Below are 12,979 nucleotides of genomic sequence, written 5' to 3' on the forward strand. Positions count from 1 at the left end.
GGGCAGGAACTGCTACTTCGCGCCCTGATTCGCGACTGCGGCCGCACCCGCAGCGGCGGCCTCGGGATCGAGGTAGGTACCGCCCGGATTCAGCGGGCGGAGGTTCTCGTCCAGGTCGTAGCGGAGCGGGATACCCGTCGGGATGTTCAGGCCGGCGATGTCGTCGTCGGAGATCCCGTCGAGATGCTTGACGAGCGCGCGCAGCGAGTTGCCGTGCGCGGTGACCAGCACGGTCTTCCCCGCGAGCAGATCCTGGGAGATCGTGGACTCCCAGTACGGGATCAGGCGTTCGACGACGTCCTTCAGGCACTCGGTGAGCGGAACCTCGTCGACGTTCGCGTACCGCACGTCGGTGTCCTGGCTGTACTTCGAGCCCGGCTCGATCGGCGGGGGCGGGGTGTCGTAGCTGCGGCGCCACAGCATGAACTGCTCCTCGCCGAACTCGTCCTTGATCTCGGACTTGTTCTTGCCCTGGAGCGCGCCGTAGTGACGCTCGTTGAGACGCCAGTCACGGGTCACGGGGATCCAGTGCCGGTCGGCCGCGTCGAGCGCGAAATTGGCAGTGCTGATCGCGCGACGCAGCAGCGAGGTGTAGGAGACGTCGGGCAGCACGCCGTGCTCGGCGAGGAGGGCGCCGGCGCGCTTCCCCTCGGCGATCCCCTTGTCGGTCAGGTGCACGTCCACCCAGCCGGTGAACAGGTTCATCGCGTTCCATTCGCTCTCGCCGTGGCGGAGCAGAACAAGTGTTCCGATACTCATGGTTCAATCCTGACACGCTCGGGAGGCGATTTCCCTACGGGCGCCCCCATCGTGGGCTATATCTGACAACGCGTGTTGCCTACACGGTCGGTTCGCGCCGCCCACCACGCTCCATCGTCGTCGACACTCCGGGGGTCCCATGTCCGATGCACATCTGTCCCGCCGAGCCGTACTCACCGCCCTGGGGGCGCTCGGCGCGGTCGCCGCCCTGCCACCGACCGCAGCGGCCCGTCCGGCACGTCGATCACCCGCGGTGCATGCGGGTGGGCGTCGCGTCGCGGTTCTCGGGGGTGGGATGGCGGGACTGACCGCCGCCCACGAACTCGTCGAACGGGGCTTCGACGTCACGGTCTTCGAACCGAGCGCCCTCGGCGGAAAGGCACGCAGCATCCCGTCCCCCGGCACCGGAGCCGGGGGACGTCTGGACCTGCCCGGGGAGCACGGTTTCCGGTTCTTCCCCGGTTTCTACCAACACATCCCGGATACGATGCGCCGGATCCCCTTCCCCGGCAACCCGAACGGGGTCTTCGACAACCTCGTGGCAGGGCATGCCTTCCGGATGGCGATTCCCGGCGCGCCCGACCTCACGGCACCCGCGTCGATCGCACCGCCACGTTTCGACATCTACGACCCGCTCACCCTGCAGGAGAGCCTGTCCGCCGCCTTCTCGCTCGGAGGAGCGATTCCCGCGGACGAACTGGGCGTCTTCGTGCGTAAACTCGTCATGTTCCTCACCAGCAGCATCGAGCGCCGGAACGGCCAGTGGGAGAACGAGACCTGGGCGCAGACCCTCGAAGCGGAGGGCAAGTCGCAGGGCTACCGGGACATTCTCGTCTCGGCCCTGACCCGGCAGCTCGTCGCAGCGCGCCCGCAGACCGTGTCGACCCGCACGATCGGCATCATGGGCCAGGCCTTCGTGTGGAACGCCATGGGCGTGGTCCCGCAATACGGTCATCTCGACCGGGTGTTGTCGGCCCCGACGAACGAGGCGTGGATCGATCCGTGGGCGCAACTCCTGCGCGAACTCGGAGTGAAGTTCGAAATGGGCTGGGGCGCAGAAGCACTGGAAGTCTCCGGCGGCAGGATCACCGGTGCGCGGGTCACCGACAGGTCCGGCGCCCGCGCGACGGTCGACGCCGATTGGTACGTCGCGGCGATGCCCGCCGAGCGTGCCGTGTCGCTGTGGTCCCCGCAGATCCTCGCACTGGATCCGCACCTGGAGGCGATGAACGAGCTCGTCACCGACTGGATGGTCGGCATCCAGTACTTCCTGCGCCGGCCCACGCCCATCGCGGCCGGTCATGTCGCCTATCTGGGGTCTCCGTGGGCACTGACCTCGATCAGTCAGGCGCAGTTCTGGCGGGGCGACTTCGCCGCCCGATACGGGGACGGCTCGGCTCACGACTGCCTGTCGGTGGACATCTCGGATTGGGACACCCCCGGCATCCTCTACGGCAAGACCGCCAAACAGTGCACGGCCGAGGAGATCGCCCGCGAGACATGGGCCCAGATGGCTGCGTGCCTCGAGGACGGCACCGGAGCGATCGACGAGAACGACATCGTCTCGTGGTTCCTCGACCCCGGAGTCCGGTGGGGGCCGGGAGGAAACCGGAACGACACCCCACTCCTCATCAACACCGCCGGGTCGCTCGCGCATCGCCCCGAGGCGCGCACGGCGATACCGAACCTGTTCCTCGCCGGCGACTACGTGCGCACCGACATCGACCTCGCGACGATGGAGGGCGCCAACGAATCCGCCCGGGCAGCGGTGGGAGCACTGCTGGAGGCCGCTGGTTCGTCCGCGCCGCCGCCCGCGCAGTACCGATTGCACGAACCCCCCGAACTCGAACCGCTGCGCCGCGCGGACGCGGACCGCTACCGGGCGGGACTTCCACACATGCTCGCCGTCTGACGGACGGCGGCAGCCGCTCCGCGACGCGGTTCCGGCAGCGGCATCGGAACCGCGTGGCGGTCGTCAGCCCTGCAGGGCGCGGAGGTCCTTCCGGAGGATCTTGCCGGCAGCGGACTTCGGCACGATGTCGATGAACTCCACCTGCCGCACCTTCTTGTGGGGCGCGACACGTTCGGCCACGAACGCCATGATCTCGTCCTCGGTGATCGTCGCGTCCGGTTGACGTACGACGAACGCCTTGGGGACCTCTTCGCCTTCGTCGTCGTGGACCCCGATCACCGCGGCATCGGCGACCTGCGGATGCGTGAGCAGCAGTGCCTCCAGTTCTGCGGGAGGAACCTGGTAGCCCTTGTACTTGATGAGTTCCTTGAGCCGATCGACGATCCGGACGACACCGTGCGCATCGACAGTGGCGATGTCACCCGTGTGGAGGAAGCCGTCCTCGTCGAGCGTATCGGCCGTGGCCTCGGGGTTACCGAGATATCCGGCCATGACGTTCGGCCCCTTGCACCAGAGTTCACCGGGCGCGGACACACCTTCGTCCGTGGGGTACTCCACTTCCTCACCGGTCGCGGGATCGACGATCTTGCACTCCATGTTGGCGATGGTCGGGCCGACCGCATCCAACTCGGTCTCGTTGTCGTCGAAGGGAATCGCATGCGACACCGGGCTCAGCTCCGACATCCCGTAACCCTGCCGGACGTTGCAGCCGAGACGCTCGGCGACCGCTCCGGCGAGTTCCTTGTCGAGAGGGGCGGCACCGGAGAAGATCGTGTGCACGCTCGACAGGTCGTACTGATCGACGAGCGGATGCTTCGCGAGCGCCACCGCGACCGGCGGAGCGATGAAGACGTACGTGCACTTGTGACCGGAGATGACGGTGAGGAAGTCGACGAGGTCGAATTTCGGCATCGTCACCAGCGCCGCACGGTTGTGCAGCGCCGCGTTCAACAGGACGGTCATGCCGTAGATGTGGAAGAACGGAAGCACCGCGAGCACGCGATCGTCGGCCCCGATACCCATACGCGGCTCGATCTGGGAGACATTGGCGACGAGATTGCGATGCGTGAGCATCACACCCTTGGGCCGCCCGGTCGTGCCCGAGGAGTAGGGCAGCACCGCGAGATGGGTCGCCGGATCGAAATCGACGGCCGGGGCCGGGGCGCCTTCGGCGAGGAGATCACGCAGGGAGGGGTGGCCCTCCGCCCCGTCGAGCACGATGAGCAGCTCGTCGGGTATCCCGGCGGCCACGGCGGCCTCCTTCGCCTGAGGAAGGAACGGCGAGACCGTGAACAGCGCGGTCGCGCCGGAGTCGTCGAGCTGCTTCGAGATCTCCCCCGCGGTGTAGAGGGCGTTGATCGTCGTTGCGGTGGCACCGGATCGCAGGATGCCGTGGAAGACGGAGGCGAAGGCCGGCACATTGGGAGCCAGGAGTCCGACGACGGTGCCGACCCCGAGACCGCGGGCTGCGAGCGCACCGGCCACGGCGTCGACCTGACCGACGAGGGTCCGGTAGTCCGTCACCGCGCCGGACGCCCCGTCGATCAACGCCGGCCGGGCGAGATCGGACTCGTCGAGCGAACCGAAGAGGAAGTCGTAGACACTCGATGCCGGGATGTCGACGTCGGGAAAGGGACTGCGGAAACTCATTCTCATCCTCCGAGCTCTGTGGCTGGCACGCGGTGCCGACATTCGGTCGACGCCACCCTACCGCAGCGATGTGAAGCCGGTCACAGAGGCATGTGAGGATAGCCCCCGAACACGACCTTCCGTGTCGCCCTTCACTCTCCGGACGCGAACGGGCCCCGCGTGCGACGAATCGCACACGGGGCCCGGCACGCTACCCGAGCTGCGCTCGGACGCTCGACGTGAGCTCGGCTCAGAGGTACTGACCGCACACCGGCCATGCACCCACGCCCTGTCCGGCGAGCACGTTCTCGGCAACGCGGATCTGCTCCTCGCGCGAGGCATTGTGCGCATATCCACTGCCGCCGTAGGCCTCCCAGGTGCTCTGCGAGAACTGCAGACCACCGTAGTAGCCGTTACCGGTGTTGATCGCCCAGTTGCCGCCACTCTCGCACTGCGCAACGGCATCCCAGTTCCCGGATGCCGCATTGGCGGTGCCGGCACCCAGAGCGAAGGGTGCTGCGATGAGGGCGGTGGAGGCTGCGAGGGTGCCCAGGGCGCGCTTGATCTTGAACTTTGCCATGTGGATGAATCCTTTCCGGCTGCTTGCGAGGCCCCCGACTCACAGGTCCACCCACTCGGGGGACGGTCGGTGCCGGCGACATCTCGGTGCGGTGCTGACGCACGCCCGGTCGCTCTCTCGCTCCACCCCTCGGCGGGTTGCGGATCCGGTATCCCGCGGGGGTGGAACGAGCGGCTACGGGGCCGGTGTGTAACGCCCGTCGGTATCGGGCCTACATCGACGGTAGGGGCTCATCACGGAGAGGTCACGGACCGATTTTTCGGTACGGGCGTACAAGAATGCGCAGACGGAATCGACGTTTCCCCTGGTCGCTTGCTGGAAACGACGCGTTCCCTCACCCCGCGAACAAACCTAACGATGTGAGGAGCGTCACATTTTCGCGGGGTTCGGACCTCTCGAACCGGACAACATCACGCCGATGACAACGCCGATTCCGCGCCGGATCAACCGTTCGTCTCGCGCCGGTCGTCGATATCGCCGCTCACATCACGATCGATATCGTCGCTCGCATCACCCTCGAACGGCGTCCCGGTCTCCTCCTCGATGAGATGCCGGAAAGGCTCGAGATTGCGCAGCGGCTCACCGCGGGAGACACGCCACTCCCATTCGCGCTTGATCGACGTGATGAATCCGATACCCAGAATGATGTTGAAGTCGTAGTCCGCAGCCTCGAGGACCTGCCCGAGGACCGCGTCGATCTCCTCGGGTGTCACCGCATGCTCGGCGATACGGCCGACGAGATAGATGTCACCGACCTTGTCCAGGGTGTAGGCCACCCCGTACAGCCGGCGATTCCGCCGCAGCAGATAGCGATAGACCGATTCGAAGTTCTCGTCCGGCTTGCGGCACACGAACGCCTCGACCCGCACACCGTGCTGTCCGACACTGAGCAAGGTCGTGGTGCGGAGCTTCTTCTCGCCGGGAAGCTCGACGACGAAGTGCCCGCCCTCCTTGAGGGAGAATTCGAGCTCACGATCCCGCAGCGTCGATTCGATCAGTTCGATGAGCCGGCCGGTCATGCAGTGACACCTCTCGTACGTCGCAACTTCCACACCCCGCGCTGCCGGCGGAGCGAATGCTCGCCCGCGCCGAAGCCGCGGTTGCGTCTCATCCCTGCTCGCCGGTAACTCTCGAGCAGGCCTTCCGCGGTGTGTTCCCACGAGAAGGACTCCGCATGCACGGGTGCCGCCGCCGCGAACCGCGCGCGCCGATCGGGATCACCCACGAGAGAACGCAATGCCGCCGCCCAGTCGTCGATGCGGTGTCCCTCGACGAGCATTCCGGTCTCCCCGTCGCGGACCGCCACACCGAGTCCGCCCACGTTCGCGGCCAGCACCGGAGTGCCGCATGCCTGCGCCTCGATCGCGACGAGACCGAACGACTCCGAATAGCTCGGCACGGCAACGAGATCGGCCGCACGGTAGACCTGTACGAGACGGTCCGGCGGTTGCGGCGGAAGGAAGGTGACCCGCGACGAGATCCCCAGTGCGGACGCGAGTTGGATGAGCGCGTCGGGCCGTTCGAGTCCGGTACCCGAAGGGCCTCCCACGATCAGGACGTGCAACGGAAGGTCGGGCGCATCGGCGAGGGCCCGCGCCGCGGCTTCGAGCAGCACGTCCGGGGCCTTCAGCGGCTGGATCCGGCCGACGAACGCGACGACGGTCTCCCGGGGGTCGAGCCCGAGTCCTGCGCGCGCCGCCACCCGGTCGCCGGGACGGTACCGGTTCAGGTCGGCGCCCGGAGCGACGACGTCGATCTTCGCGGGGGCGGCTCCGTAGATCCGCTCGAGCTGACCCGCCTCGTCCTCGGTGTTGGCCACCAGCCGGTCGGACTCCGCGACGACCTGCTGTTCCCCGATCTGGCGGGCCGCCGGTTCCGGGGTGTCCCCTGCGGCGAGCGAGGCGTTCTTCACCGCCGCGAGTGTGTGCGCCGTGTGTACGAGGGGTACGCCCCAGCGGTCGCGCGCGAGCCAGCCCACCTGGCCGGAGAGCCAGTAGTGCGAGTGCACCAGATCGTAATAGCCCTGCGGGTGGCGTGCTTCCTCGCGCAGGACGCCTGCGGCGAAGGCACACAGTTGCGTCGGCAGGTCGTGTTTGTCGAGTCCTTCGAAGGGGCCGGCCTCGATGTTGCGGACGAGCACCCCCGGCGCCGCCTGCTGCACGGCGGGATCGGCCGACGAGGTCGCACGGGTGAAGATCTCGACTTCGACCCCACGACGCGCGAGCTCGACGGCGGTCTGCAGGACGTACACGTTCATACCGCCTGCGTCCCCGGTTCCGGGCTGTGCCAGCGGCGAGGTGTGGACCGAGATCACGGCCACGCGATGCGGGCGGCTGGGCTGGGACGTCACCCCTCCATACTGCCCTGCCCGGGTTCGACCCGCGTCTCCGACTCCGGGAGTGCCTTCCGGGCGAACTCCCTCACCTCGGCCACGAACCTGTCCGGATCCTCGACGAACGGCCCGTGGTCCACGCCCTCCCAGATCGAGGTCGTGGGGCGCCGCAGCAGGGACGCGGCGTGGTGCGCGGCGGAGACGTCGACGACCGAATCCTGTGCACCGTGCAACACGAGGACCGGCAGATCCAGCCGCGTGAGCAGTTCGTCGTTGCTCACGGCACGGTCGAACAGGGCGGCCCGGACCCGGGGAGGCGTGCCGAGGGAGGCACCGAACAGGGCCTGGGAGACAGCGCCCTTGCCCCCCACCGGACCGGTGAGCGCGTTCCCGAACGAGCCGAGTGCGCGCACGGCCTCGCGCGGATCCTCCGACATCGCGGCAGGGATCGCGGCGCGCATCGCGGCGCCGACCCGTCCGCCCTTCTCCCCCCGGCCGATGCTGGTGATGGCCCCGACCAGGATCAGCCCGGCCACCGCGCCGGAACCGTGGACGGCGAGATAATCGCAGATCACCAGGCCCCCGTACGACCAGCCGAGCAGTACCGCAGGGTTCGTCGCCGAGACGTTCTCGGCGTCGAGGACCGCGGCGAGATCACCCGCCCACGCGTCGCGATCGTCGTATCCGGCTTCCGGAGCCTGGGAGTATCCGTGTCCGCGCAGGTCGACGGCGATCACACGGAAGTCCTCGGCGAGCGCTTCCAGAACGGGCTCACCCCAGCACCGCGACGACTGTGCCCACCCGTGCAGCAGCACGAGGGCCGGTGCGTCGTCGGAACCGAAAGTCCGGTAGACGAGGGACGTGCCGTCGCCGCCGATCACTTCACGCACTGCCATGCGGGTCACTCTAACCGGGCCCGGAGGTGGACGACCGTCGCGCACGCGAACGCCACGATTCCTGCGGCGACGGCCACGGTGTAGCCGGTACCGGCCCCGGCCCTGTCGATGACCTGCCCCACGAGCGCCGATCCCGCGGCGATGCCCACGCCGAGTCCGGCGACCGTCCAGGTGATGCTCTCGGTGAGTTGCCCCGCCGGCACGACCTGCTGGGTCAGCGACGTCGCGACGATCATGATGGGCGAGATCGCACAGCCGGCGACGAAGTACAGCACCGCCAGCACCGGCACCGACCCGGCGAGCAGCAGCGGAGACAGCAGGACTGCGAGAACCGCTGTGGCGATGAGCAACTGGCGGGCCGGAGCATCCGAACCCACCCGGCTACCGAAGACGAGCCCGCTCGTCGCCGAGCCTGTCGCGAACAACGCGAGCGCGAGAGTCGCGGCCCCGGGAGCGCCCTGTTCGGCCGTGAACGCGACGGCCGCGACGTCGATCACTCCGAAGACCGCGCCCACGGCGACCATCATGACGACGATCGACAGGAGGACGGGCAGCCGCAGGAGGCTCGTCCTCGTTTCTCCGCCGGTGTGTGGGCGGACGGGCGGCTCGGTAGCGCGCTGGGCAGCGAGGATCACGGTGCCCACCAGAAGCAGCACGGCACCGAGCAGTGGGCCCGCCTCGGGGAACACCGACACGCTCAGTCCCACCGACAGCACGGGGCCGACGATGAAGCACACCTCGTCGACGACTGCCTCGAGCGCGAAGGCGGTGCGAAGCCGGGGCGTGCCGCCGTACAACTGCGTCCACCGCGCCCGCACCATCGCGCCGATCGTGGGCATGAGGCCCGCGGGGATCGCGCACACGAACAACCACGCGGTGGGGGCATCGAATCGGACTCCCGCGAGCATCGCGAGGGTGGAGGCCGCGCTGACGGAGGCCGCGGCGGGCAGGATCCGATGCTGGCCGTACCGGTCGACCGCACGCGAGACCAACGGTGTGAGCACGGCGTACGAAAGGGCGAACAATGCCGAGAGCGCGCCACCTAGCGCATAATTCCCCTCGAGCTGCGAGAACATCGTGACGATGCCGATCCCGACCATCGCGATCGGCAGGCGCGCCACGAATCCCGCGAGGCAGAACGCCGCTGCCCCCGGTGCTGCGAACAACTCTCGGTACGAGCCGCCCTTGTGTCCTGTCACGTCCTTCTCACGTTCTCTTCGATGATCGATGCCCTGATCCGGCGCGAACAACGGTATGGCCGGGCGCGAGCGCCTCCGCGTCCGGGGAGCCGGAGACCGCGGACGAATGCGCACAACCTGTGAGACGAACGTCCATCCTGGGTACAGGGAAGGCACGGACATCGGCGGAACGGCAGAACGGAGCTGGGCATGAATGCGTACGGCGGGTTCTCACCGAAGGGCCTGTGGACGCGTTATCGCGCGTCGGGAGCCGATCTGCCCTTCGGGGATCCGCTCGCTGCCCACGACGTCGCGATGGAGGGTTACTTCTGGCGGTTCACCCAGCCGGAGACAGGCCGCGTCGTGATCGCGCTCTGCGGGGTCAACCGTGCCGATGCCATACCGGCCGTCGAGGACGCACCGGATCCGGCCGGCACCGGTCCGCGGTGGGCGACGCTGGGCCTGGCCGCTCATCCGGGTGGCTTCCTGCGCACCACCGCGCACCCGATGGCCGCCGCCGATCCCGGCCGGCTCGGTGCGTCCGCGGGTGACGCCTTCCGCGGCGACAGTGGACGCGTGTGGATGGATCTCGGAGACGACGCCCGCCTCGACGTGCGGGTGTCGGCACTGCGGCCGTGGCCGCGACGCCGTTTCGGCGCCTCGAGCGTGTTCCACTCCGTCCCGGCACTGAACCAGTACTGGCATTCGTGGCTGCTCGGGGGCGAGGTGGAGGGCTACGCGATCCTCGGAGACGAGAAGTGGGATCTGACCGGATCACAGGTCTACGGCGAGAAGAACTGGGGCAAGGGCGGTTTCCCGGAATCGTGGTGGTGGGGTCAGGCCCAGGGCTTCGCCGATGCGCGTGCCTGCGTGGCCTTCGCCGGCGGGCAGGTGCATTCGGGTCCGCTCCGCACCGAGGTGACCGCCGTGGTGGTCGCGCTCCCGGACGGACGCGTGGTGCGGCTGGGCAATCCCGTCACCTCGCCCGTCCACGCGACCGTCACCGACGAGAGCTGGGTCCTGCGCGGCCGCAATGCGCGATGGAGCGTGGAGATCTCGGCGAGTTCGCCGATCGGTGCGGCACACGTGCTGCCGGTCCCTCTGCCTGCGGAACGGCGCAACGTGGCCGGATCGATCGAGCACCTGGGTGGTTCGATGAAGGTGACCGTCCGTGAACGCGGCAGGCTGGCGTGGGAGGACGAATCCTCGCTGGCCGCGCTCGAACACGGTGGCCTCGACCGGGCCCGGGCCGAACTCGACCGCCGCGGCGCGGCCGCGGACGCGACGGACGCACCACCGGTCGTGTGAGCCCGGTCGTCGTGTGAGGACATGCCGGTTCCGATCAGATGTCGGCGCGCTTCATCGCTGCGAGCGGATCCGAGTACAGGGAGCTGAGCGAGACCACACCCGCCGCGTGGGCCTGCACCCGATTCCCGAAGCCGGTGATACGAATGTCCTTGCGAGGGAGTGTCGTCGACGTCGAGAAGGCCCGGGCGACATGTGGAACCGCGGCCGGATACTCGGTGAAGGCCTGACCGCCGAGCACGACCCGGTCGGGATTGAAGAGATCGCGCAGCATCCCGACGGTACGGCCGAGTACCGTGGCCCGCTCGACGAGCAGCCCGTGAGCCGATTCGGAGCCCTCGCGGGCGAGCCGGTAGAGCGACTGGACGGTGACGTCGTCGCGGTCGGCGAGGATGCCCTCCGCGCGGGCCCGCTGCACGACGGCCCGATCGCTCACGGTTGCCTCGAGGCAGCCCGTTCCGCCGCACGAGCACCGAGCCGACGACCCGGTGGGAAAGTGCGTGACCGAACCCGGCCCGCCGGCAGGGGTGTGCACTTTGCCGTCGAAAGTGATGGCCACACCGGCAGTTTCACGCACATAGAAGTACAGTCCGGTGCCCTTGATCTCGGGGACGTCGCGGTCGGGGGTGAGCAGCAACTCGGACGCGGCCATCGCCTCGACGTGCGCGGCCACCGAAACCGGAAGACCCAATCCCCCACCCACGATCGCTCCGACGGGAGCATCGACCCAGCCCAGGCGCGGATGCGTCACGACAGCAGTCGTCGAATCCACCCGTCCACCGAGCGCCACGCCTGCCCACAGCGGGATCCGGCGGTGCCACCTCCCCGCGAAAGCCTTGGCGCTCGCGGTGATCGAGGCGAGCGCGACCTCCTGGTCACCTGCCGGAGTCGGCACCTCGACCGCCCCGATGATCCGGCCGCGGAGATCGCTCGCGACGATGCCCGTGGTGACCGCACCGATGTGGATACCGATCGTGAGGTAACGCTCGTGGTCGACCTCCACCGGAACACGTGGACGGCCGACCGCACCCGACTCGGCGAGATCGGCGCGCTCGCGCAGCAGACCTGCGGACAACAGGGCCGCGACCTGCCGGTTGACGGTCGCGATGCTCGATCCGGTGATCTTCGCGATGACATCGCGTGAGACCGGTCCGCGGTTGGCGGCGACACGGAAGACCGAGGCGCCGGTGCCGTCTGCGATACGCAGGTCCGGGGGGACGATCCGGATCCGGTTCGCGGCGCGGGGGCTGCGGGGCCGGGCCACGCCCACGCGAGTCGATCCGCGGACCGTGGAAGTGGCGGGACGGCGGGGAGCCGTCGAACGGGAGGGGCGGGAAACGGACGGCGAGACAGTGGGAACCGACACGGCGCTGATCCTTGGCTGCTGATCCGGCCACGAGGACCGGAATACGGGCGGGAGACGATCGGCGCACCGAATCACCCGGCATGCGGGGAGACCCGGAGAAGGGGCCCGCACGAAAGAAGGAGGATCGGTGCGGAGTTACTTTCCGCAGCAGCGACAACAGAGTTCGCGCGCCAGAGGCAGCCGTGATCCCAGCGCGGCGGTCACATAGGTGACCCGCGGGGCGGAGACATGGCCGACTGACATAGCGCTCAAACTATCGCCCGGGCGGCCCGGTGTCCACTCGTCGGGGTCGTCCGGCATCTACCGTGCCGATCCCTCACCGCGTGCCTGCTCGGTTTCCGCGGACACCGGGGCGAGGAGCAATGCTTCCCACGCGTCCACCAGCGCCGCCAGCTCGGCCGTCGAAGGAGAGTCACCCAGGCGGTGCGAGCGCGCGAGCGCACTCACCGTCCCGGAGTACACGAGACGCAGTCGTTGCCCTGCGATGTCGTCGGGCAGATGCCCGAGGACTCGACGCAGCGCGGTCTCGGTCCTGCCGCCGCCCGCGGTCGCCGTGAGGCCGGTGACCGCCGTGGGCCCGGCGATACGGAAACACTCGGCGAACCGGTCGTGATCCGACAACCGGTCGAGGAACGGGACGAAGTGATTGTGGCGGCCGAGCGTGTTCGCGAACGGCCGGACGATCACCCACAGCAGGTCGCGCACCGACAACGCGTCCCGCGTCCGCAGCATCTCGGCGGCGAGCGCCTCACGCTCGGCGTTCACGGCGGGCAGCCGGTGGGAGAAGACCGCGAGCAGCAACCCCTCCTTGTTGCCGAAGTAGTACCCCACGACCGACGAATTGTGCTGCCCGGCCGCCTTCCGGATGTCCGCCAGTGTGACGCCGTCGTATCCGCGGCGGGCGAACAGGCGTTCGGCCACTTCGACGAGTCGGATCCGGGTCTGTTCTCCCGAGTTGTACCGGCCACGGATGGTCGTCATGCGCGCGAGAGTAACCGCGCGGCAGCGAACCTGCAGGATGG

Annotated in this window: 11 protein-coding genes; 2 read left to right on the forward strand and 9 right to left on the reverse strand. The window is 68.6% G+C overall.

The window, feature by feature from the left end; translation table 11 throughout:
• Positions 1–12: 12 nt before the first annotated feature.
• Positions 13–759: a phosphoglyceromutase gene (locus MOM01_RS16465; protein WP_241386498.1), complete on the reverse strand. Its 747-nt coding sequence runs from the start codon at positions 757–759 to the stop codon at positions 13–15.
• A gap of 139 nt (positions 760–898) precedes the next feature.
• Between MOM01_RS16465 and MOM01_RS16470 the strand changes: the two genes are divergently transcribed.
• Positions 899–2,671 carry a hydroxysqualene dehydroxylase gene (locus MOM01_RS16470; RefSeq protein ID WP_241386499.1) on the forward strand — a complete coding sequence of 591 codons (1,773 nt, stop codon included), beginning with the start codon at positions 899–901 and terminating at the stop codon, positions 2,669–2,671.
• Between the two features lie 63 nt (positions 2,672–2,734).
• Here MOM01_RS16470 and MOM01_RS16475 read toward each other — a convergent pair whose 3' ends face one another.
• The 6 genes from MOM01_RS16475 to MOM01_RS16500 all read right to left on the reverse strand — a co-directional run bounded on the left by MOM01_RS16475 (position 2,735) and on the right by MOM01_RS16500 (position 9,307).
• Positions 2,735–4,321 (reverse strand): 4-coumarate--CoA ligase family protein, encoded by a 1,587-nt coding sequence (locus MOM01_RS16475; protein ID WP_241386500.1) that lies wholly within the window; start codon positions 4,319–4,321, stop codon positions 2,735–2,737.
• Positions 4,322–4,550: 229 nt separating this feature from the next.
• Positions 4,551–4,880, reverse strand: coding sequence for a transglycosylase family protein (locus tag MOM01_RS16480; RefSeq protein WP_241386501.1), 330 nt, complete (start codon positions 4,878–4,880; stop codon positions 4,551–4,553).
• A 443-nt stretch (positions 4,881–5,323) separates the two neighbouring features.
• Positions 5,324–5,899: a YbjN domain-containing protein gene (locus tag MOM01_RS16485; protein WP_241386502.1), complete on the reverse strand. Its 576-nt coding sequence runs from the start codon at positions 5,897–5,899 to the stop codon at positions 5,324–5,326.
• Positions 5,896–7,230 carry a D-inositol-3-phosphate glycosyltransferase gene (gene mshA / locus MOM01_RS16490; RefSeq protein ID WP_241386503.1) on the reverse strand — a complete coding sequence of 445 codons (1,335 nt, stop codon included), beginning with the start codon at positions 7,228–7,230 and terminating at the stop codon, positions 5,896–5,898. The genes MOM01_RS16485 and mshA overlap by 4 nt, the downstream gene beginning before the upstream one ends.
• Positions 7,227–8,108 carry an alpha/beta fold hydrolase gene (locus MOM01_RS16495; protein ID WP_241386504.1) on the reverse strand — a complete coding sequence of 294 codons (882 nt, stop codon included), beginning with the start codon at positions 8,106–8,108 and terminating at the stop codon, positions 7,227–7,229. Before MOM01_RS16495 ends, mshA begins: the two co-directional genes overlap by 4 nt.
• A gap of 5 nt (positions 8,109–8,113) precedes the next feature.
• Entirely contained in the window at positions 8,114–9,307 is a 1,194-nt protein-coding gene (locus MOM01_RS16500) for an MFS transporter (RefSeq protein WP_241386505.1), read from the reverse strand.
• 189 nt (positions 9,308–9,496) lie between these two features.
• Between MOM01_RS16500 and MOM01_RS16505 the strand changes: the two genes are divergently transcribed.
• A complete protein-coding gene (locus MOM01_RS16505; RefSeq protein WP_241386506.1) occupies positions 9,497–10,594 on the forward strand; it encodes a tocopherol cyclase family protein in 1,098 nt (365 codons plus the stop codon).
• Positions 10,595–10,628: 34 nt separating this feature from the next.
• Here MOM01_RS16505 and MOM01_RS16510 read toward each other — a convergent pair whose 3' ends face one another.
• Complete coding sequence (locus tag MOM01_RS16510; RefSeq protein WP_308197000.1) at positions 10,629–11,957, reverse strand: ROK family transcriptional regulator; 1,329 nt, start codon at positions 11,955–11,957, stop codon at positions 10,629–10,631.
• Between the two features lie 300 nt (positions 11,958–12,257).
• Positions 12,258–12,938, reverse strand: coding sequence for a TetR/AcrR family transcriptional regulator (locus MOM01_RS16515; protein ID WP_241386507.1), 681 nt, complete (start codon positions 12,936–12,938; stop codon positions 12,258–12,260).
• Positions 12,939–12,979: the final 41 nt, after the last annotated feature.

It is taken from the genome of Rhodococcus sp. CH91, assembly GCF_022554085.1.
Taxonomy (GTDB): Bacteria; Actinomycetota; Actinomycetes; order Mycobacteriales; family Mycobacteriaceae; genus Rhodococcus.